Here is a 20,782-nt window from a genome sequence, read left to right on the forward strand (position 1 = left end):
TGAATGATGCCGGCTGCTCCCTGCGCTTCATCCGCGACCACATCTGTTATCCGCGCTTCACCTTGCCCTCGATGGCATCCCACACGCTCACCGCGAGATCCGGGCCGCCGAGGCGCTTGATGGCGCGGATGCCGGTCGGGGCTGTCACGTTGATCTCGGTGAGATGGCCGTCGATCACGTCGATCCCGACCAGGATGAGCCCCATGCGCTTGAGATCGGGGCCGATGGTCTCGCAGATCTCGCGCTCGCGCGGCGTGAGATCCGTGGGTTTCGCCGCACCGCCGCGCACCATGTTGGATCGGATGTCGTTGGCGGCCGGAACGCGGTTGATCGCGCCTGCAGCCTCGCCGTCGATGAGAATGATGCGCTTGTCGCCCTCCGTGATCCTGGGCAGGAAGCGCTGGATCACCCACGGTTCGCGGAACAGATTGGCGAAGAGGTCGTAGAGCGAGCCGAAATTCGGGTCCTCGCGGCCGACCTTGAACACGCTGGCGCCGCCATGGCCGTAGAGCGGCTTCATCACCACCTCGCCATGTTCGCGGCGGAACGCCTCGATTTCCGCCCTGTCGCGGGAGATCAGGGTCGGCGGCATGAGATGCGGAAACTGCGTGACGAAGATCTTTTCGGGCGCGTTGCGCACATGCGCCGGATCGTTCACCACCAGCGTCTTCGGATGGATGCGCTCCAGGAAATGCGTGGCGGTGATGTAGGCGAGATCGAAGGGCGGGTCCTGGCGCATGAGCACCACGTCGACGGTCGAGAGGTCGACCCGCTCCTGTGTGCCCAACGTGAAATGGTTCCCCTCTTCGTCCCGCACTTCAATGGGATCCACCATTGCGATCACCTTGCCGTCGCGCAGCGACAGGCGGTCCGGGGTGTAGTGCAGGATCCGGTGACCTCGCCGTTGCGCTTCGAGCAGCAGAGCAAATCCGGTATCGCCCGCGATCTTGATGCTGTTGATGTGATCCATCTGGATCGCAACGGTGAGGGTCATGGGGCAAGCCTCCTTGGAGAAGCGGGTTTATTGGCCTGATTCTCGGGGAACGCAACTCTTGTGCGGGCCTGAATGAACGAAAAAGGCGGAGACGTGTTATCGAATGGCTCCGCTTGAGGATCCTGGATCCCTTGCGGAAAAGCCCAAGCTTCCACATCTGATAGATCATGTCACGCCGCGCCCTCCTCATCGTCAACGCCAAGAGCCGCAGCGGCGAAGCCCAGACGCAGGCAGCCATCGAAGCCCTCGAGGCGCATGGAATCGAGCCCGTTCATGTGGAATGCGGCCGGCGTGAGGATCTGTCGCCTCTCATCGTGAAGCATCGGGACGGGGTCGAGTGCGCCGTGGTCGGCGGGGGAGACGGAACCCTGAACGCGGCGGCTCTCGGCGTCATCGAGGCCGGCCTGCCGCTCGGCATTCTGCCGCTCGGCACGGCCAACGATCTGGCGCGGACGCTCGAGATTCCCTTCGATCTGGACAGCGCGGCGCAGGTCATCGCCGACGGGCATACCCGCCGAATCGATCTCGGCCTCGTGAACGGCCAGCCCTTCTTCAACGTGGCGAGCCTGGGGCTCTCGGCGGAGCTGGCGCAGCAACTGACCCGAGACATCAAACGCCGCTTCGGGCGGCTCGGCTATGCGCTCGTGGCCATGAAGGTTCTGGCGCAGGCCCAACCCTTTCGCGCGACGATCACGAGCGAATCCGAGTCCGTCCGCGTGCGCACCCTGCAGATCGCGGTGGGGAACGGACGCTTCTATGGCGGGGGGAATGCCGTGGAGAAGGATGCGGCGATCGACGACCAGCATCTCGATCTCTACAGCCTGGAATTCGAGCGCGCCTGGAAGCTCGCCTTCATGGCGCGTTCGTTCCGCTCCGGCGAACACGGCGCCTGGAGCGAGGTGCGGGCCATCCGCGCCAGGGAATTCGACATCCGCACGAGGAGGCCGCGGCCCATCAATGCGGATGGCGAGATCGTGACCCGGACGCCCGCGCATTTCTCCATCAGGCCCTCGGCCGTCACGGTGTTCGCGCCTTAGCGATTACGTCCGTGACGGATGGCATCCTCGAAATTGCCGGGCCCGAGGCCGATATCCTGAAGCAAGGCATCGTCCAGAGCCGCCACTTCCCGCAGGGCGCGGCGGATGCGGATTTCACGCATCACGGCGGAGAACAGGTTCCTCAGGCCGGAAGCGGGCGCCGTCGAGGTCTCGCAATAGGCTTCCGTGCAGGTGCTTGAGAAGTTCGACATGACACTCTCCATGAGGTGATGAGAAGAGTATGGTCCCGGCCCTTGCATAAGTGAAACGAATGTTCATTATATGTAAGATAAACATCCATTATGGAGGTGAGCCATGCCCCACAACCTCGACGTCAGCCTTCTAAGGGCCTTCGTGGCGGTGGTGGACACGGGCGGCATGACGGCCGCCTCCGGTGTCCTCAACCTGACCCAGGCGGCCGTGAGCCAGCAGATCAAGCGGCTTGAGGAGACCCTGGGCGAAGAGCTGATCACGCGCGACAGGCGCGGCGTGACCCTGACGCGGGCGGGCGAGCGGCTGTTCGGGCGGGCGAAACGCCTGCTCGCCATGAACGACGAGATCTGGACCGAGATGACGACGCCCGAGTTCGAAGGTGAAATCCGGCTCGGCATTCCCAGCGACATCATCACCACCTACCTGCCCACCTTCCTGAAGGGCTTCGCGCGCAATTATCCGCGCGTGCAGATCACGCTTCACAGCGGATCGAGCGCCGAGCTTCGCGGAAAGCTCGCGGCCGGGAAGGTGGACGTGGTGATGGCGACCGAACTTCTGTGCGACGCGGACGGTGAAAACCTCGTGATGGACCGTCTCGTCTGGGTCGGCGCGCGTGGAGGCGAGGCGGCCTGGAAGCGGCCGCTGCCGGTGTCCATCGGCTGTTCCGATTGCGCGTTCCGCGCTCCGATCCGCGAGGCCCTCCAGAAGGCCGGGATCGAGTGGCGGCAGGTTTTCGATTCCACCAACACCTCGGCGCAGGTGGCGACCGTTGCCGCCGATACCGCCGTGATGGCCTGGATGGCATCCACCGTGCCGGCCAACCTGGAAGTGCTGGGTCCGGAGACGGGCCTGCCGCTGCTTCCCCCCTTCATGGTCAATCTCTACCTGCCGAAGGGGGGCGGCAATCACATTGTGCAGGAGATGGCCCGCATGATCCGCGATGCGGTGAGGGATCCGCGCAAGCTGGCGGCTTAGAGCATCGGACGTGAAAAGGGGACTCCACTTTTGGGGTTCAATCCGATGCTCCACCTTTGGAGAGCGCAGCGCGCAGCTCTCATGCCGTCACACGGAACGTGTGACCTTCAGATCATCTCCAGTTCGAACGCCGAGACGAGGTGTTGCGGGAGGCAGCGCGGTGCGATGAACACCGCGTCCGCGCGCCATGTCTTTCCCTGCGCCCGCGGATGGCGCGCCAGCCAGGCCCGCGCGGCGCGGGAGAAGCGCCGACGCTTCATGGCGGTGATGGCGGACAGCGCGTCGTCCATCGCTCCGCGCGCCTTCACCTCGACGAAGGCGATGGTGTCGCCGCGCGTGACGATGAGATCGATCTCGCCGCCCGCGGCGGCATAGCGGCGCGCGAGTGGGCGATAGCCTTTCGCGAGGAGGAACAGAAGGGCGATCCATTCCGCGCGATGGCCGCGCAGGAACGTGACGCGCCGGCGCTCGAGAGCCGTCCTCATGCGTCTCTTTTCGCGAGTTCGAGCGCGCGGGCATAAACCTCGCGCTTCGGCAGGCCGAGTTCCGCCGCAACCAGCGCGGCCGCATCCTTGATGGAATGATTCCTGAGCGCCGCTTCGAGCCTGCCGTCGAGCGCGGCGTCGGCTTCCGCCGCGTGCATCTCCTTCGTGGCCTCGCCGATCAGCACCACGATCTCGCCTTTCGGCGGGCCTTCTTCCGCGAATTGCGCCGCGAGTTCCGGCAGGGTCCCGCGCCGGATCGTTTCGAACATCTTGGTGAGCTCGCGCGCAACCACGGCCTGCCGCTCGCCGAGAACGGCCGCGGCGTCCGCCAGCATCTCGGGAAGGCGATGCGGACCTTCGAAGAGCATCAATGTGCCGGGGATCGCGGCGATCTCGGTGAGCCGCGCGCGCCGTGCCGCGCTCTTCGGAGGCAGGAAGCCCTCGAAGAAGAAGCGGTCGGTCGGCAGCCCCGAGGCCACGAGAGCCGTGAGCACCGCCGAGGGTCCGGGAATGGGCGTGACCGGCAAACCCTCCTCGATGGCCGCCTGAACGAGCTTGTAGCCGGGGTCCGAGACGAGCGGGGTGCCGGCATCCGACACCAGAGCCAGGGCCTGGCCTTCGCGGATCCGATGAACCATCCGCTCGCGCACGGCATCGTTGGAATGCTCGTGGTAGGCCACCAGCGGCGTGGTGATGCCGTAATGGGCGAGCAGCGTCTTGGTCACCCGCGTGTCCTCGGCCAGGATCGCATCCGCCGCCGCCAGCACGTTCAGGGCCCGGAAGGAAACGTCCTGCAAGTTGCCGATAGGCGTCGCGACCACGTAGAGGCCTGCCGTCAGGGGTTTGGCTTCTGCGGCCAACCCGAAGGCCGTGAAGGTGGCGGTCCGCTCTGCCGGCTCGCGCCGTTTGGTCCGGTTGTCGATTCTCTGTGTCATTGCCGTTCATTCTCGCATGAACGCCCTGCGGGGCGGAAGCAGCCTCGTTCTGCCGAAACAGGGGTCTTGAGAACAATGTTTACCTTTTACGGCCAAGGTTGACTCCAGATCCGATGAGCTGTTTCCAAGAAGGGGGCGGAGATGGCATCGCATGTCAGGGGCGGGGCGAGGAGTCCAGTCGCTCGGGTGGCACTGGCCTTGCTGCTGACGGGCACGCTGGCGCTGCAAGGATGCATGGGGTCTCCCCGCCGGGCGCACAAGCCGAGCAGGCCCGCGCAGAAATCCGCTTCCCATGAGCCCGCCTCTCGTGCCGATATCCCTCCTGAGCACGCCTCGACCGGTCAGCTGCCGGGCACTCCCGGACGGGATTTCGCTCCTGGGAGCCCCCATACGCCGATCGGCAGCAGCACCATCGGCAACGGTCCCGTGAAAGTCGCGCTGATCCTGCCGCTGTCCGGTTCCGCGCAAGGAGCCATGGTGGCGCAGAGCATGCGCAACGCCGCCGAGCTGGCGATCAGCGAATTCCAGGCTGCGGACCTCACCGTTCTCGTGAAGGACGATCGCGGTACGCCGGAGGGCGCTCGGGAGGCCACCGATCAGGCCCTTGCACAAGGCGCTGAACTCATCCTCGGTCCGCTTTTCGCCGGTTCGGTCCAGGCGGCGGGGCAGGCGGCTCAGCAGGCGGGCAAGCCCCTCATCGGCTTTTCCTCCGACAGGGCCGCCGCTACGCAAGGCGTCTATCTCCTGAGCTTCATGGTCCAGGTGGAGGTCGACCGCATCATCGCGTATGCCGCCTCGCAGAACCGCCGCTCCGTCGCGGCCCTGATTCCCGCCACGGCCTATGGTGCCGTGGCGGAGGCGCAGCTGCGGGAAGCGGCTGCCGAAAACCGCATGCGCATCGTCGCCATCGAACGCTATCCGGCCGGGCAGCCGCAGAGCGCCGTGCAGCGCCTGGGCACCGTCATCGGGGGAGCATCGCCACAGGCCGATGCCCTGTTCATCCCCGACAATGGCGACGGCCTGCCTGCGGTCGCGCAGGCGCTGCAGACCGTCCGCTTCGATCCGCAGAGGGTGAAGCCGCTCGGGACCGGGGTGTGGGACGAGGCACGGGTGTTCGGGCTGCCGGCGCTCCAGGGCGGCTGGTTCGCGGCGCCGGACAAGCGTGGCTTCATGGATTTCGCCGCCCGCTACCGGGCGCGCTTCGGCAGCGAGCCGGTCCGCCTCGCGACCCTGTCCTACGATGCGGTGACGCTGGCGGCGGCGCTCGCCCGCATGCAGGGACCGCAGGCCTACAATGCCAGCGTTCTCACGAGCGGAGCGGGCTTCGCCGGGGCCGATGGCGTGTTTCGGTTCAACCCCAACGGCACCAACGACCGCGCCCTGACCGTTCAGGAGGTGCGGGGCGGTACGGCTGCCCTCATCAGCACCGCGCCGCGCACCTTGATGGCGGGCTACTGACCGCAAGGTCTATTGGCGCGCGAGCGTCGCGCTCAGCTCGGGCTTGTTGTTGAGGGTCTGGAACACCACGCAATAGCGCTCGGTCAGCTTGAGCAACTGATCGATCTTCTCCTGCGGCGCATCCGTGTCCACCTCGAAGGAGAGACGGATGTTCTTGAAGCCGACCGGCGCGGTCTTGTCGACGCCGAGCGTGCCGCGGAAATCGAGGTCGCCCTCCGCCTTCACGGTCCCATGACGCAGATCGATTTCGAGCGCGGTCGCAACCGCCTTCAGGGTCACCCCCGCGCAGGCGACGAGCGCTTCGAGCAGCATGTCGCCGGAGCACAGCTCCGCGCCCGAGCCGCCGGTAGCCGGGTGAAGGCCCGCCACGGCGAGCGCGCGGCCGGTCTCGACCTTGCAGGCGATGTGCTGGTCGTCGAGGGTGCCCTGCGCCTTCAGCGTGATGACGGCGGCGTCCGGATTGCTGCGGTATTGGTCCTTCAGCGGCGCCTGGAGGGCGCGCAGTTCGGTCGAGTCCATGGGGCCTATCCTTGTTACCACCACAGCGCCGCGGCCTGTCGGTCGCGCTCGCGCTGCGGCTGCTGTTGAGGCGTGTTGAGGGAATGATCGAGCGCCGTCAAGACGCGACGAACGGAACTTTCGAAGGCTAAGCCCGTCTTGTCGCGCGGGCGGGCGAGGGTGAGCGGCAATTCGTCGAAGATGCGGCCGGGCTTCGGCTGCATGACGACGGCGCGGTCGGCGAGCGTCACCGCCTCCTGCACGTCGTGCGTCACGAGAACGACGGTGGGGCGCGTCTCTTCCCACAGCCCCAGCAGATGCTCGTGCAGGCTCGCGCGGGTGAACGCGTCGAGGGCCGAGAAGGGCTCGTCGAGAAGCAGCACTTTCGGGTTGGTCACGAAGGCGCGGGCGATCGCGACGCGCTGCTGCTGGCCGCCCGACAGGTCGCGTGGCCAGCGTTCGGCATGTTCCGACAGGCCGATTTTCTCGAGCGCATGCCTCACTCGGGATTTCCTCCCGGCCGGGCTGAGATGGGCGAGCCCGAAGGCGATGTTCTGGGACACCGTGAGCCATGGCAGAAGGCGCGGTTCCTGGAAGACGATCCCGACGGACGGATGCGGGCCGGAGAGAGCTTCGCCGTCGAGGCGGATCGCGCCCGCGCTCGTCTGGTCGAGACCGGCGACGAGGCGCAGCAACGTGGTCTTGCCGCAGCCCGAGCCCCCGATGAGAGACACGATCTCGCCCTCGCGAACGGAGAGATTGATGTCGGACAGCGCGCGCGTGCCGTCGGCGTAGGTCTTGGAGAGGTGTTCGAGCTGAAGCATCACAGTCTCTCCCGCACGGTATCCTGCCAGCGCACGAGGGGCTTGGTGAGGCCGACGAGCAGGCTGTCGGCGATCTTGCCCAGAAGGGCGAAGGCGATGATGGCTGCGAGGATCTGATCGGGCTTGCCCATCTGCTGCCCGTCGACGAGCAGGTACCCGAGCCCCTCCGAGGCGCCCATGAACTCGGCCGCGACCACGAACATGAAGCCGAGGCCGAGGCCGGAGCGCAGCGCGATCACCGCTTCCGGCAGAACGGCCGGCAGCAGGATACGCCTCGCGAGCTGGATCCGCGAGAGGCGGAACACGTGGCCGACTTCCACGAGTTTGCGGTCGACGGACAGGATCGCGCCCGCAATGCCGAGATAGACGGGGAAGAACACGCCGACCGCGATCAGCGCCACCTTCGAGGCTTCGAAGATGCCGAGCCACAGAATGAAGAGCGGCACCCAGGCGATGGACGGGATGGCGCGCAGGGCCTGAAGGGTGGGATCGAGCAGGCGGCGGACCGTGCTGCTGGCGCCGGAGAGCGCGCCGAGGACGATGCCGGCGGCGGCGCCCAGAACGAACCCGCTGGCGATGCGCCAGAGCGTGACCCCGACATGGGTCCACAATTCACCCGTCTCCGCGAGGGCCCAGAGCGTCGCGGCGATGCGGCTCGGCGGCGGAACGAGGCGTCCCTGCGCGAGGCCGAAACGCACGGCGGCTTCCCAGAGAAGCGCAACCGCGACGGGAAGCAAAAAGCCGAGAAGGATGCGCCAGTCGAAGGCGCGACGCTTCTCGGCAGGGGAGGGAGCCGCGAGAGCGGCGGCACCCTGTTGGGAGGACCAGGCGTGGCTTGTGGCTTGGCCTGACACGGCGCTCTCCCGTGACGAAGTCATTGAGCGGCCGCTGTCGCGAACTGGCGATCTATCAGGGTATCGACGACGGCGCGCACGTTGGTGTCGGCGGGAACGACGCCGGCCTGCTGCAGGGCAAGGCCCGCGGCGATGATCGTGTCGGCCTGCGGCTGACCGATGGCGGAATGGGTGAGTTCCGTGCGCTCCAGCTGGCGATCGATCACCGTTTCCGGCAGCTTGGTGTAGGTCACGAGGGACTTCTTCAACTCGGCCGGATTGGCGAGGGCGTATTGACGGGCCTGCTCGTAGGCCTTCAGCACGCGGCCGACGAGAGCCGGGTTGTCCTTGGCGAAGCTCTCGGACACGTTCAGCACGCCCCAGGTGTTGGCGGCCGCGTTACGGTAGAAGAGCTGCGCGCCGCTCTCCGCTTCGGCGGCGGCCATCAGCGGGTCGAGACCGGCCCAGGCGTCCACGTCGCCGCGCTCGAGGGCCGTGCGGCCGTCCGGGTGCTGCAGCAGGACGAGCTTCACGTCCTTCTCGGTGAGCTTGGCTTCCTGGAGGGCCCGCACCAGGAAGATGTGCGGATCGGTGCCGCGGGTGACGGCGACGCGCTTGCCCTTGAGGTCCTCGACCTTGGCGATGCCCGTGTCCTTGCGGGTGACGAGGGCGGTCCATTCCGGACGGGAATAGACGTAGATCGACTTGATCGGGTTGCCGTTGATCTTGGCGATCAGGGCCGCGGCGCCGGCGGTGGAGCCGAAATCGATGGAGCCCGCGTTGAGGAACTCGAGCGCCTTGTTGGAGCCGAGCGACTGGACCCAGCGGACGCCGATGCCGTCCTTCTCCAGTTCCTTCTCCAGGAAGCCCTTGTCCTTCAGGACGAGGCTCACCGGATTATAGGTGGCGAAGTCGATCTTGATCTCCTTCGGCTGTGCGAACGCGCCGGTGGCGAAGGAGGTCAGGCCTGTGGCGATGGAAGCGGCCAGGAGAAGGCGGCGGGTCAGGCTCATGTGGAAGGTCCCATGTTGTGCGCATGGGAGCTTGGGATTGGATCCTGCCGCGCCCGGCGCTTTAGCTGCACTTGTTTCGCGCCCGCAAGCTGCTTGCTCAAATCGGCGCGTGTTCGTTATATGAAACAGAGAGTTTCTTCTGTCAAACAGAATTTCGTATAAAGAACACTCTATCCGTCCTACCGGATAAGTCCAGCCCGCTCTTGGGGGCCGGCGCACACGGTGATAAGCCAGAACACGTTTCCGATCACGGTTGTTCCATGCCGCTCCAGAATCCAGACGCCATCCTGAAGAGCCTCGGCGATCAGCCGATCCGCGATGCGGGCGAGCTGCGAGCCAGGCTCGTGCCCGAACTCAAGCTCTACCTCGAGGAAGGCCGCGCGCAGGCGGAGGAGCAGCTGCTGGAAGCCAAGGACGGCCTCGTCTGCGCCAAGTTTCTCTCGGCGCATATGGATGATCTCGTCCGCCTCGTGCACGAGGCGGTGGTGCGGCATCTCTATCCGGCCGGAAGCCCGACATCGGGCGAGCGCATCGCCGTGGTGGCGACCGGAGGCTACGGCCGTGGAACCCTGGCGCCAGGCTCCGACGTCGACCTGCTGTTTCTGCTCCCCTACAAGCAGACGGCCTGGAGCGAGAGCGTCGTCGAAGCGATGCTCTACGTGCTGTGGGATCTCAAGCTGAAGGTCGGCCATGCCACCCGTTCGGTGGAGGATTGCATGCGCGAGGCCGCGGCCGACATGACGATCCGCACCTCGCTTCTGGAGGTCCGCTTCCTGTTCGGGGATCGCGCGCTCTTCGACACTCTCGTGCAGCGCTTCGACCGGGAGATCGTCGCCACGTCCGCGGCGGAATTCGTCGATGCCAAGCTGAAGGAGCGCGATGCGCGCGTGACGAAGGCCGGCGCGTCGCGCTATCTCGTCGAGCCCAACGTGAAGGACGGCAAGGGAGGATTGCGCGATCTCAACACGCTCTTCTGGATCGGCAAATACGTCTATCAGGTGAAGAAGCCGCGGGAACTCGTGAAGGCGGGGCTCTTCACGCCCGACGAGTTCAAGCTCTTCCTGCGATGCGAGGAGTTTCTGTGGCGCGTGCGCTGCCATATGCACTTCGCGACGGGCCGCGCCGAGGAGCGCCTGACTTTCGATCTGCAGCGCATCATCGCCGAGCGCATCGGATTTTCGCCTCGCGGTGGATTGTCGGCGGTCGAGCGTTTCATGAAGGCCTACTTTCTGATCGCCAAGGACGTGGGCGACCTGACGGCCATCGTGTGCGCGGAGCTTGAGGCGCGCCAGACGAAGAAGCGTCCCATGCTCGATCGCATGTTCGGGCGCTTTCGCCGCCGTCGCGGCGGCGCGCTCGAAGGCAACGATTTCGTCATCGACAACAACCGCATCAATGTGAGCGGCGAGGATGTGTTCGGGCGCGATCCCGTCAATCTCATTCGCCTGTTCTGGCTCGCGGACAAGCACAATCTCGCGATCCATCCCGATGCGACGCGCTTGGCGACCCGTTCCCTGAAGCTCATCGGACAGAAACTGCGCCGCGATCCGGAGGCGAACAAGCTCTTCCTCGACATCATCACGTCCAGGAACGCGCCGGAGGTGGTGTTGCGGCACATGAACGAGGCGGGCGTGCTCGGCCGCTTCGTCCCGGATTTCGGGCGCATCGTCGCGATGATGCAGTTCAACATGTATCACCACTACACGGTCGACGAGCACCTCATCCGCTCCATCGGCGTGCTCACGGAAATCGAGGCGGGGCAGCTCGGCAACGAGCATCCGCTCGCCAACCAGATCTTCGGCACGATCCAGAACCGCCGGGCGCTCTACGTCGCCGTCTTCCTGCACGATATCGCCAAGGGGCGCCCGGAGGATCACTCGATCGCCGGCGCCGCGATCGCGCGCAAGCTCGGCCCGCGCTTCGGCCTCACGGAGGCCGAGACGAACACCGTGGCCTGGCTCATCGAGCATCACCTGCTCATGTCGAATACGGCCCAGAGCCGCGATCTGTCGGACCCCGCCACCATCAAGAGCTTCGCGGATGTGGTGCAGACCATGGAGCGCCTGAAGCTGCTGCTCGTGCTCACCATCGCCGACATCAAGGCCGTGGGCCCCGGCACCTGGACGGGCTGGAAGGGCCAGCTCCTGCGCACGCTCTATCACGAAACCGAGGTGCTGCTCGGCGGCGGCGCGGCGGACGTGGCGCGCTCCGATCGGATCCGCCTCGCGCAGGAGCAGCTGCGGGCGGCGCTCCCCGACTGGTCCGGCGAAGCATTCGAGGCCTACGCGGCCCGCCACACGCCGGCCTATTGGCTGAAGACGGACGACGAGCGACGCGTGAAGCAGGCTCATTTCGTCCGCGATGCGGAAAAGGCCGGGCGCACGGTCACCACATCCTACGAGACCGATCATTTCCGGGGCGTCACGGAGCTCACCATCCTGTCGCCCGACCATCCGCGCCTGCTCGCCATCGTCACCGGCGCCTGCGCCGCGGCGGGGGGCAACATCGTGGATGCGCAGATCTTCACGACGACGGACGGCATGGCGCTCGACACGATCGTGCTGTCGCGGGCCTTCGACCGCGACGAGGATGAGTTGCGCCGCGCAGAGCGCGTCGCAAAGGCCATCGAGCGCGCGCTGAAGGGCGAGGTGAAGATCGCGGATCTCGTGGAGAGCAAGCGTCCGGCGAAACCCTCGAAAGCATTCCACGTGCCCCCGGAGGTCACGATCGACAATTCGCTCTCGAGCCGGCAGACCGTCATCGAGATCTCGGGCCTCGACCGGCCGGGCCTGCTGTACGATCTCACCACGGCTCTGGGAAAGCTCAACCTCAACATCGCCTCGGCCCACATCGTCACCTTCGGCGAGAAGGCGGTGGACGTGTTCTACGTGACGGATCTGACGGGCACCAAGGTGACCCATGCGGGCCGCCAGGCCACGATCCGCCGCGTTCTGCTCGACGTGTTCAAGACGGAGGAAGCGGAGCCGTTTCACCGGCGAAGCGCTTGATTTGTGAGCGCTTCGACCTGATATGTGCCCTGACCCTTTTTGCCACCTTTCAGTTGATCGACCATGAACCCGAACGACACGGAAAACCAGACCATCAATCCCCAGGCCGAGACCGCCAACGGCGCCGAAACCGTGACCGCCGCTGAATCTCAGGCCGACCCGATCGCCGTTCTCGAGGCCGAAAAGGCCGATCTGAAGGACAAATTCCTGCGTCTCATGGCAGATATGGAGAACCTGCGCCGCCGCACGGAGCGCGAGGTGGCGGACGCCCGCACCTATGCCGTGGCGAATTTCGCGCGGGACATGCTCAATGTGGCCGACAACGTGCGCCGCGCCATCGAGAGCGTGCCGGAGGAGGCCCGGGCTGGCGCCGAGGGAGCCTTCAAGGGCCTCATCGAAGGCATCGATCTCACCGAGCGCGACCTGCTCAAGACCCTGGAGCGCCACGGCGTGAAGAAGCTCGAGCCGCAGGGCCAGAAGTTCGATCCGAACGTGCATCAGGCCATGTTCGAAGTGCCGAACCCGGACGTGCCGAACGGCACCGTGGTGCAGGTAGTGCAGTCCGGCTACGTGATCGGCGACCGCGTCCTGCGTCCCGCCCTGGTCGGCGTGGCCAAGGGCGGCCCCAAGGCTCCGGCGAACGGGGCAGGCTCCGAGACCGCCGACAATTCTTCCTCCGCTTCGTAAATCCTCAGTGGAGCTTCTCCAGCAGATCCCCTTCGAGGTCATCGGCGTCGCCGTCTTCGCGCTGACGGGCGCACTGATGGCGGCCCGCAAGGGCATGGACCCGTTCGGGTTCGCCCTGCTGGCGACGCTCACGGGCGTGGGCGGCGGGACGGTGCGGGACCTTCTGATCGGCATTCGGCCCGTCTTCTGGGTGGGTGATCCCACGGACGTGCTCGTCTGCCTGGTCGTCGCCGAGGCCGTCTTTGCCCTGGGTCCGAAGAACGTTGCGGCTCTCGAAGGCGGCAGGCGGGGCCGCGTGCTCCTGTGGGCGGATGCCCTGGGATTGGCCCTTTTCGCCATTACCGGCACGGCCAAGGCTCTTGCCGCCGGCGTTCCCGCCTTGTCGGCCATCGCGCTCGGGACCATCACGGCGACCTTCGGCGGCATCATCCGCGACATCTTCGCGGGGAGCACGCCTCTCGTCCTGCGGCAGGAGATCTATGTGACCGCAGCGGCGCTGGGAGCCGCCGTTACGGTGACGCTGCAGGTGATCGGCCTTCCGCCGATCTGGGGGGCGGCCGCAGGTTTTGGCGCGGCCTTCGGCCTGAGGGCGTTTGCGATCCTGCGCGGATGGTCGCTCCCGGCGTTTCCGAGCCGGGAGGCTTAGAGCATCGGGTGCGAAAGTGGGAACCGGTTTCGCGTGAAAAGATGCTAAACAATCGAGAACTTAAAGCCCCAGACGTGAGTTCGAATGCACGTCCGAGGCCCTAGAATTTGGACTCGATCCCATCGGCGATGGCTCGGAAGCGCGGAAGATTCTGATCTCTCTGCTCCTGGCGGGTGAGGCCGACCATGCGGATGTAGCGATCCGCGTCGAAGCGGATGGATTGCATCACCACGATGGGCTGGCCCGATTCCGCCTCGACCGCCCTCGCGACGATCTCGTGCCAATCCTGACCCTTTAGACGGAAGGAATCCGAGCGCTCGATCCGGACGTCCCTCAAGATTTGGTTGGCATGAAGAGCCGCCTGGGCGAACTGCTTGCGCTGCTCGCCGGACGATGGCACGGCTTGCAGGGACGATCCGACGATCATCAGCGGCTGCTCCACGGCCTTGATCGTGTCCTTCGGCCCATCCGTGAACAGCACGGAATTGCCCGCGACCACGCGGACGGGCCGGAAGCCGGCCTTCTCGACGACCCGGAACGGCAGGGCCGAGACCTGCTCCTCCAGGGACACGTCATGGCGCAGGGCAACGCTCTTCAGGGCGTTTCGGATCTCCTCGTCGCTGTAGCCGTCCTGGCCGCCGCTCACCTCGGCCACGACGAGGCCGGTCAAGGCCTCGTCCTTGACCAGAAGAAGCCATTTGCGGCCCATCCGGGGCTTGAGCATCGTGCCGCTGACGAGGATGGCCTCGTTGGAGCCGAGCTTCACATTCTCTCTGGTCTTCAGCTCCAGGCCCTGCCTCTTCAGCACGTCCTTGTTCAACCCCGAGGCGAGCTGGCCGAATGCCCCGGCCGGCATTTCCGCGAAGGTGATCGCGGCGGCGCGCTCCTCGTTCTCGAACCCGCTGAAGCGTTTGGACAGGGTCATGTCCTGCGGGGGAGAAAGGCCGATGCGCGAGGCCGGCGGGAAGACGGGGTCCGCGGCGAAAGCCGCCTGAACGGACAGGATGAAGCCGAATGCAGCAGCAGAAAGGATTTTCATGGAGGCCCCTTGAGCATTCTTGTGGCAGAAAAGGCTAGAGCGGTTTTTCGACCTTGCGCAAGGTGAGATTGAGCCGCCCACCCTGCGGCAGCAGGTCCGAGCTGCCGGAGATCAGCCGGTCGATGCCATGATAGATCAGGCGGGCCGGCCCGCCGAACACGATTGCGTCACCGGACCTGAGGCGGATCGAACGGGTCGGGTCCCGGCGGTCGAGCCCGCCATGGCGGAACAAGGCCGTATCGCCCAACGAGAGCGAGACGACGGGAGCGTCGAACTCCGCCTCGTCCTTGTCCTGATGCAGGCCCATGCGGGCTTCGGGATTGTAGAAGTTGATCAGGCAGGCATCGGGCGGATGGACGTAACCGCTCAACGTGGCCCAGGCCTGCAAAACCTGATCGGGTATGGCGGGCCAGGGTTCGCCTGTCTCGGGATGAGTGGGCTGGTAGCGATAGCCCGCGATGTCCGACACCCAGCCGAGCCTCCCGCAATTGGTCATGCGCACCGAGAAGGGCTTGCCCGTGCGCGGCATGCGCGGCGTGAACAGGGGCGCAGTGCGGGTAATCTGGCGCAGAGATCGAAGCAGGAGTTCCTGGGCCGGACGGTCCAGGTAATCCGGGTAATAGACGAGGCCGGGAGCGAGGGTCAGCGGAGACATCGGGTTATCGTGGCACGCCTCGTTCTCCCCTGTCGTCGCCGGCCTCGGGCCGGTGATCCCGATCGCGGGTGCGAAGTGCCTTTCCGGCAAGGGATGGCCGGGACTGATCCCCGGATCACGTCCGGGGACGACCATGACAGGAGAGAGGTGCGAAGAGCTGTCTTATCCCTCCAGCACGTCCTTGCTGGCCACCGTCGTATCGGCATTGAGGCGATAGACCAGCGGGATGCCGGTTGCGAGCTCGAGGCTCGGGATCGTCTCGGCCGTGAGGCCGTCGAGCACCATCACGAGCGCGCGCAGCGAATTGCCGTGAGCGGCCACGAGCACGCGCTCGCCGCGCATCACGCGGGGGAGAATCTCGCGGATGTAATAGGGCAGGACGCGGGCCACGGTGTCCTTGAGGCTTTCGCCGCCGGGAGGTGGAACGTCGTAGGAGCGGCGCCAGACGTGAACCTGCTCCTCGCCCCAGCGGGCGCGGGCATCGTCCTTGTTCAGGCCCGAGAGATCGCCGTAATCGCGCTCGTTGAGCGCCTGGTCGGCAATGGTCTTGAGATCGGGCTGGCCGATCTCTTCCAGGATCAGCTTGCAGGTGCGCTGGGCGCGTCCGAGAGCGGACGTGTAGGCCACGTCGAACCGAACGCCCATGTCCTTCAGGCGGCGGCCGGCATTGCGCGCCTCCTCGATGCCGAGATCGGTCAGGCCCGGATCCTTCCAGCCGGTGAACAGGTTCTTGAGGTTCCATTCGCTCTGGCCATGGCGGGCGAGCACAAGAAGGCGATCCATCTCTCAGCGTCTCCGTTTCGTGATGATTGTCTCAGAGGTCCTTGAGGCCGAGCACGTCGGCCATCGTGTAGTAGCCGGGCTTCTTGTCGAAGCCCCAGAGGGCGGCTCTCACGGCGCCGCGCGCGAAAATGCTGCGATCCTCCGCGCGGTGCCAGAGCTCGAGGCGCTCGCCCGCGCCAGCGAAGATCACGGAATGCTCGCCGACCACCGAGCCGCCGCGCAGGGTGGCAAAGCCGATATCGCCCGGGTTGCGCGCGCCGGTATGGCCGTCGCGGCTGCGCACCGAGCGCTCCTTGAGGGAAATCCCGCGCCCCTCCGCGGCAGCCTCGCCGAGCAGAAGCGCCGTGCCCGAGGGCGCATCCACCTTCATGCGGTGATGCATCTCGAGCACCTCGATGTCGAAGTCCTCGCCCAGGGTCTCGGCCACCTTGCGCACGAGGCCCGCGAGCAGGTTCACGCCGAGCGACATGTTGCCCGACTGGACGATGCGCGCGTGCCGGGCGGCGGCCTCGAGCTTCGCGAAATCCTCCTCCTGCAGGCCCGTGGTGCCGACCACATGCACGATGCGGGCCTGGGCGGCGAGACCTGCGAAGGACACGGTGCCGGCGGGCGACGTGAAGTCGAGGACGCCGTCGGCCTGGGCGAAGACGGGCAGGGGATCCGCCGTCACGCTCACGCCGAGAGGCGCAAGCCCTGCGAGCACACCCGCATCCTGCCCCAGGGCAGGGGAGCCCTCGCGCTCGATGGCGCCAACGAGGCGGCAGTTCTCCGCCTCAGTCACGGCCTTGATGAGCATGCGCCCCATGCGTCCGGCCGCTCCGACCACGACAAGTCGCATTTCGCTCATGCTCGATCTCCTGTTTGCCTGCGTGAGGCATATAGCGGCATGGTGGAGTCCTGCAAAGCTGCGACGGGCTTCAGCATCAAAATCCGTCGCTTTCCCTCGAAGCCGCTCGCGATCTCCTGCGCCAAGAGAGTCCTGAGGCTAAGTGGAGCCTGTTCAGCGCGCACTTCCCGGAAGCCGATTCTCTCGTAGAAGGGACCGTTGAATGGGATGAAGCGATCAGTGGTCAGGGCTATCGCACCATAAGGCGCCGCCCGCGCATGATCCTCGGCTGCCTGAATCAGCCTGCGGCCGAGCCCGGCGCGCTGGTGCTCGCGCGCGACGCTGACTTCCTTCACGAACAGAAAGTCGTTGATCGCCTCGGCCGCCAGGAAACCTACGGGCACATCCCGCCGGTCGGCTGCGACCCACAGGAGACCCGCGGCATGCGATGCTTCGACCACGGCAGCGGGCAGAACGTCAGCCGTCTGGCGCGGACCTCCGAGGGCCTCGAAATAGGTCACGGAGGCGGAGCGCTCCACATCCGCGAGAGCCCCGAGATCGCTCTCACGCCCAGGTCGGATGGCATATGTTTCAGGGATCAACTCGGTTGCGGCCCCTCGTAGCCCTCGATGATGATGATATCGGCCACCGCATGCCCGTCGCGTTCCGCCTTGGCCGCTTGGTATTCCGGCGAATCCCAGCATTCGAGCGCGGCCTGGTAGGAGGGGAACTCGATCACGACGTTGCGGTCGCGCGAGCCGCCTTCCGCCACCCGGAAGCCGCCGCCGCGCACCAGGAAGCGGGCGCCGTACTTGGCGAACGGCACCGCATTGGCCTTCACATAATTCTGGTAGGCATCCGGGTTCTGCACATCGACCCGGCCGATCCAATAACCCTTCGGCATCGCTTCAGGCTCCTTCCACCAGCACGAACTCGGCCACACAGGCGCCGTCGCGCTTGGCCTTCGCCGCCTGGTATTCGGGGGAATGGTAATAGGTGCGGGCCTGCTCGACCGAGTCGAACTCGATCACCACGTTGCGGGGCCTAGCCTCGCCCTCCAGCGCCTCATAGGCCCCGCCGCGCACCAGCGGACGTCCGCCATATTGCTGGATCGCCGCCGTCGCACCCTTGGCGTATTCCGCGTAGGCCTCGGGGTTGGTGACGGTGACGCGGGCGATGACATAGCCTTTGGGCATATGAAGGGCTCCTCTGTGATGGGGTGTGCAGCGAACCCCGGCGGGCGCGATGCGTCAAGCTCTTCCGCAGCATCGGACCCAAAAGTGGATTTGCACTTTTGGGATCGATCCGATGCTTTCGCCTTAGATAAGAGCATCGTGCAGGGCGGAAAACCGGGTCCACCTTTCCGCACGATGCCCTAGGGGCGCGAAGCGGATCTGACCGGCACGCCATCCTTGAAGGTGGTGTTGCCGTCGGTGGCAAGGCCGAGCACGATTCGGCCCTCCTGGTCAGGCTCGGACTTGATCGGACGTAAGGCATTGGGCTCGGGAAGCGTGAACCGCTTCACCTTCATGCGCTGCGCGCCGTACATCAAGCAATAGGCTGCCTTGTCGTCGATGGCATAGCGAACCGGATAAAAGTACGGCTCGATCAGACGGAAGCTCTTCGGGTCGGCCTTCGGAACAGGTGTGTAGGGACCCCACAAACAGAATACATGGTTCTTGTCCCTGAAGACGGCGTCCTCGACATGCTCCACCGAATTCTTGTCCACTTCAGGCATGATCGTCGAGCCTCGGAAGAAGTGATCCTTGTCCCGACCCGTGTCGTCCGTGATCGCCTCGAAGCTCGACGGGTCGCAGGGAACGACGCGTCTTGTCTCGAGACAGCATCCCTCGTCCGTCAGCACCATTGTCGTCTCCTCCTCTTCGCCGGCGGGAAGGCTTGCAGGCACGTAGGCCTGCCTGAGCTTCTCGATCCAGTCGCTTTCGCTCCCTTCGATCGGCACACGCGTGATGGAGAGCACCTTCGTGAGCTTCGCCCGGTTGGCGGCCAGGGACTCGGACTGAGCCAGGAAGCCGCCCGTCAGACTCTCGAAGATGAAGCGCTGATGACAATCCGCGGCCAGAGCCAGCCAGGGAAGCGGATGCTTGAGGAGCCTGAAGGAGGCAGGATCCGTCTTTCCGAGCTTCGCGCCATAGGCATAAACGGCCTTGCTGTCCTTATAGAGAAGACCGGGCAGCACGCAGCTCAAGGTGCAAGGGTCGGCCTCGAACCGGTATGGGCCCCAATAGGCGTGGCCCTTGTCCACCGCGACAGGGCCCTTCTCCCCGATGGGTCGGAAAGAGGCGGCGTCAACCTGCCGGGCAGGGCCGGTGAATGCGAAGAAGACGCGTTGGTCCGAGATGAGATAGCGGCTGCTCAAGACGGTCTCCCGAATGGCCGAGATGGTCCGCTGCTCTGTAACTCGGTTTCTGTCACTTGGAAACGACGCCTTGACGGAGGGCGCTCACGCTCCGGTCATTTCCCGCACGATGGCTTGCGCCGCAGCGCGTGGGTCGGCGGCCTTCACGATGGGGCGCGCCACGACGAGATGGGTTGCGCCGTCGCGGATCGCCTCGCCCGGGGTGACGATGCGCTTCTGGTCGCCCGCTTCCGCGCCAGCGGGGCGAATGCCGGGGGTCACGATGAGGCGGTTGCGCCCGACGATGCCGCGTACGCGCGGCGCTTCCGTGGCGGCGCAAACGATGCCGTCGATGCCGATGTCACGGGCCTGCTCCGCGCGGCGGGCCACGAGTTCCTCCGGTGCGACGGGGGCATAGCCTGCCTCGACGAGATCGTTGTCGTCGTAGGAGGTGAGCACGGTCACGGCGAGGATCTTCAGGTCCGATCCGGCCCTTCCGGCAACGGCGGCCCGCATGGTCTGCGGATAGGCGTGAACGGTCAGGAACGTCACGCCCATGCGGGCGATGGAGCGCACGCCTTCCTCGACCGTATTGCCGATGTCGTGCAGCTTGAGATCGAGGAAGACCTTCTTGCCTTGCCCGATCAGCTCGCTCGCGAATTCGAAGCCTCCGGCATAGGCGAGCTGGTAGCCGATCTTGTAGAAAGTCCCCGCATCCCCGATGCGCTCCACGATGGAGCGCGCCTCCTCGACGCCCGGAACGTCGAGGCCGATGATGAGCCTGTCGCGCATGTCTTCCTTCGAAACGGGATTCGTCGAGGGAGACACAGCATTGCTCATGGATGGGAGACCTTGTTGTAGACCCAGACGCGGGCCGGGGGCAGGTTGCGCCAGATCCTGTTGGAGGCTCTGGCCCTGTGCGATTGCGAGCGCGCGGGGATCGGCGGCACGACCGCGTAGGTGAACTGGATGAAGGGTGCGTTCGGATGCATCAGATCCTGCGCGGCCTCGAGCAGGGCCAGGCGCTGATCCATGGGCTTGGTGAAGAGCGGTAGGCTCGACACGGTGGCGGCGGCCGGCTCCTTCAGGACGCCCGCCAGGGTCTCCTTGAGATCGTACGCATCGCCCTGCACGATGGTCGCCTTGGGGAAACGGCGCTTCAGCAGCTGGCAGAATTCCGGATTGAACTCCACGAGGATCAGCCGCTCCTGCTCCACGCCGCGCCGGATCAGGGCGTCGGTGACCGGCCCGGTGCCGGGGCCCAGCTCGACGACGGGTCCCGGAATGCGTGGATCGACGTAGGAAGCCATGGTCCGCGCCAGGATCTTGCCCGACGGCGTGACCGCGCCGACGACGAGCGGGCGTTCAAGCCAGGAGCGCAGAAAGCGGGCCTCGTCCTGAAAACGGTCCTTCTTGAGGGGGATTTTCCGGGTCGTGGGCCGTTGGAACGACTGAAGCACTGGGAAGACCCCTCGAGCGGGCGGATTGCACGGGTTGTTTAGAACTCAAAGGAA

General features: G+C 65.8%; 24 protein-coding genes. 6 read left to right on the forward strand and 18 right to left on the reverse strand.

Going from position 1 to position 20,782, the window contains the following annotated elements:
- Positions 1-46: 46 nt before the first annotated feature.
- A complete protein-coding gene (gshB, locus tag E4K09_RS10985; protein ID WP_134496878.1) occupies positions 47-994 on the reverse strand; it encodes a glutathione synthase in 948 nt (315 codons plus the stop codon).
- 167 nt (positions 995-1,161) lie between these two features.
- On the opposite strand from gshB, the gene E4K09_RS10990 reads away from it, so the two are divergent.
- Positions 1,162-2,031: a lipid kinase gene (locus E4K09_RS10990; protein WP_134496880.1), complete on the forward strand. Its 870-nt coding sequence runs from the start codon at positions 1,162-1,164 to the stop codon at positions 2,029-2,031.
- On the opposite strand, the gene E4K09_RS10995 is transcribed toward E4K09_RS10990, so the two are convergent.
- Entirely contained in the window at positions 2,028-2,243 is a 216-nt protein-coding gene (locus E4K09_RS10995) for a YjiS-like domain-containing protein (protein WP_134496882.1), read from the reverse strand. The genes E4K09_RS10990 and E4K09_RS10995 overlap by 4 nt on opposite strands.
- A gap of 103 nt (positions 2,244-2,346) precedes the next feature.
- Between E4K09_RS10995 and E4K09_RS11000 the strand changes: the two genes are divergently transcribed.
- Positions 2,347-3,219, forward strand: coding sequence for a LysR family transcriptional regulator (locus E4K09_RS11000; RefSeq protein ID WP_134496884.1), 873 nt, complete (start codon positions 2,347-2,349; stop codon positions 3,217-3,219).
- A 107-nt stretch (positions 3,220-3,326) separates the two neighbouring features.
- Here the strand turns inward: E4K09_RS11000 and E4K09_RS11005 are convergent, their stop codons facing one another.
- Both E4K09_RS11005 and rsmI read right to left on the reverse strand, forming a co-directional pair.
- Positions 3,327-3,704 carry a YraN family protein gene (locus E4K09_RS11005; RefSeq protein WP_134496886.1) on the reverse strand — a complete coding sequence of 126 codons (378 nt, stop codon included), beginning with the start codon at positions 3,702-3,704 and terminating at the stop codon, positions 3,327-3,329.
- On the reverse strand, positions 3,701-4,639 hold the full coding sequence (gene rsmI, locus E4K09_RS11010) for a 16S rRNA (cytidine(1402)-2'-O)-methyltransferase (protein ID WP_134496888.1): 939 nt from the start codon (positions 4,637-4,639) through the stop codon (positions 3,701-3,703). Before rsmI ends, E4K09_RS11005 begins: the two co-directional genes overlap by 4 nt.
- Before the next feature lie 141 nt (positions 4,640-4,780).
- Between rsmI and E4K09_RS11015 the strand changes: the two genes are divergently transcribed.
- Positions 4,781-6,097: a penicillin-binding protein activator gene (locus tag E4K09_RS11015; protein WP_134496890.1), complete on the forward strand. Its 1,317-nt coding sequence runs from the start codon at positions 4,781-4,783 to the stop codon at positions 6,095-6,097.
- 9 nt (positions 6,098-6,106) lie between these two features.
- On the opposite strand, the gene E4K09_RS11020 is transcribed toward E4K09_RS11015, so the two are convergent.
- From E4K09_RS11020 to E4K09_RS11035, 4 genes are read right to left on the reverse strand one after another with little or no spacing between them, the layout of a single operon-like run.
- A complete protein-coding gene (locus E4K09_RS11020) occupies positions 6,107-6,616 on the reverse strand; it encodes an OsmC family protein (protein ID WP_134496892.1) in 510 nt (169 codons plus the stop codon).
- A gap of 14 nt (positions 6,617-6,630) precedes the next feature.
- Complete coding sequence (locus E4K09_RS11025) at positions 6,631-7,419, reverse strand: ABC transporter ATP-binding protein (protein WP_134496894.1); 789 nt, start codon at positions 7,417-7,419, stop codon at positions 6,631-6,633.
- Complete coding sequence (locus E4K09_RS11030; RefSeq protein WP_425293838.1) at positions 7,419-8,273, reverse strand: ABC transporter permease; 855 nt, start codon at positions 8,271-8,273, stop codon at positions 7,419-7,421. Before E4K09_RS11030 ends, E4K09_RS11025 begins: the two co-directional genes overlap by 1 nt.
- A 20-nt stretch (positions 8,274-8,293) precedes the next feature.
- A complete protein-coding gene (locus E4K09_RS11035; protein WP_134496898.1) occupies positions 8,294-9,265 on the reverse strand; it encodes an aliphatic sulfonate ABC transporter substrate-binding protein in 972 nt (323 codons plus the stop codon).
- A gap of 260 nt (positions 9,266-9,525) precedes the next feature.
- Here E4K09_RS11035 and E4K09_RS11040 point away from each other — a divergent pair, with 260 nt between their 5' ends.
- The 3 genes from E4K09_RS11040 (at position 9,526) to E4K09_RS11050 (ending at position 13,606) form a co-directional block, all read left to right on the forward strand.
- Positions 9,526-12,273, forward strand: coding sequence for a [protein-PII] uridylyltransferase (locus tag E4K09_RS11040; RefSeq protein ID WP_134496900.1), 2,748 nt, complete (start codon positions 9,526-9,528; stop codon positions 12,271-12,273).
- A gap of 63 nt (positions 12,274-12,336) precedes the next feature.
- Complete coding sequence (gene grpE, locus E4K09_RS11045) at positions 12,337-12,960, forward strand: nucleotide exchange factor GrpE (RefSeq protein WP_134496902.1); 624 nt, start codon at positions 12,337-12,339, stop codon at positions 12,958-12,960.
- A 7-nt stretch (positions 12,961-12,967) separates the two neighbouring features.
- Positions 12,968-13,606 carry a trimeric intracellular cation channel family protein gene (locus E4K09_RS11050; protein WP_280177454.1) on the forward strand — a complete coding sequence of 213 codons (639 nt, stop codon included), beginning with the start codon at positions 12,968-12,970 and terminating at the stop codon, positions 13,604-13,606.
- Positions 13,607-13,706: 100 nt separating this feature from the next.
- Here E4K09_RS11050 and E4K09_RS11055 read toward each other — a convergent pair whose 3' ends face one another.
- From E4K09_RS11055 to E4K09_RS11100, 10 genes are all read right to left on the reverse strand, one after another.
- Entirely contained in the window at positions 13,707-14,645 is a 939-nt protein-coding gene (locus tag E4K09_RS11055) for a hypothetical protein (RefSeq protein ID WP_134496903.1), read from the reverse strand.
- Positions 14,646-14,679: 34 nt separating this feature from the next.
- A complete protein-coding gene (locus tag E4K09_RS11060; protein ID WP_134496905.1) occupies positions 14,680-15,300 on the reverse strand; it encodes an alpha-ketoglutarate-dependent dioxygenase AlkB family protein in 621 nt (206 codons plus the stop codon).
- A gap of 162 nt (positions 15,301-15,462) precedes the next feature.
- Positions 15,463-16,083: a 2,3-bisphosphoglycerate-dependent phosphoglycerate mutase gene (locus tag E4K09_RS11065; protein WP_134496907.1), complete on the reverse strand. Its 621-nt coding sequence runs from the start codon at positions 16,081-16,083 to the stop codon at positions 15,463-15,465.
- 31 nt (positions 16,084-16,114) lie between these two features.
- The gene (gene dapB / locus E4K09_RS11070; RefSeq protein ID WP_134497165.1) at positions 16,115-16,921 is read right to left on the reverse strand and encodes a 4-hydroxy-tetrahydrodipicolinate reductase; all 807 of its coding nucleotides are present in this window, start codon (positions 16,919-16,921) and stop codon (positions 16,115-16,117) included.
- 5 nt (positions 16,922-16,926) lie between these two features.
- Complete coding sequence (locus E4K09_RS11075) at positions 16,927-17,511, reverse strand: GNAT family N-acetyltransferase (protein ID WP_166802267.1); 585 nt, start codon at positions 17,509-17,511, stop codon at positions 16,927-16,929.
- Positions 17,508-17,813, reverse strand: a complete 306-nt coding sequence (locus E4K09_RS11080) for a DUF1330 domain-containing protein (RefSeq protein ID WP_134496911.1) — start codon at positions 17,811-17,813, stop codon at positions 17,508-17,510. The genes E4K09_RS11075 and E4K09_RS11080 overlap by 4 nt, the downstream gene beginning before the upstream one ends.
- Positions 17,814-17,817: 4 nt before the next feature.
- Positions 17,818-18,105: a DUF1330 domain-containing protein gene (locus E4K09_RS11085; RefSeq protein ID WP_134496913.1), complete on the reverse strand. Its 288-nt coding sequence runs from the start codon at positions 18,103-18,105 to the stop codon at positions 17,818-17,820.
- Positions 18,106-18,284: 179 nt separating this feature from the next.
- On the reverse strand, positions 18,285-19,289 hold the full coding sequence (locus E4K09_RS11090; RefSeq protein ID WP_134496915.1) for a DKNYY domain-containing protein: 1,005 nt from the start codon (positions 19,287-19,289) through the stop codon (positions 18,285-18,287).
- A gap of 84 nt (positions 19,290-19,373) precedes the next feature.
- On the reverse strand, positions 19,374-20,060 hold the full coding sequence (pyrF, locus tag E4K09_RS11095) for an orotidine-5'-phosphate decarboxylase (RefSeq protein ID WP_244610450.1): 687 nt from the start codon (positions 20,058-20,060) through the stop codon (positions 19,374-19,376).
- Positions 20,061-20,104: 44 nt separating this feature from the next.
- Positions 20,105-20,728: a class I SAM-dependent methyltransferase gene (locus E4K09_RS11100; protein WP_134496919.1), complete on the reverse strand. Its 624-nt coding sequence runs from the start codon at positions 20,726-20,728 to the stop codon at positions 20,105-20,107.
- Positions 20,729-20,782 lie beyond the last annotated feature (54 nt).

It is taken from the genome of Microvirga pakistanensis, assembly GCF_004458765.1.
GTDB classification, from domain to species: Bacteria; Pseudomonadota; Alphaproteobacteria; order Rhizobiales; family Beijerinckiaceae; genus Microvirga; species Microvirga pakistanensis.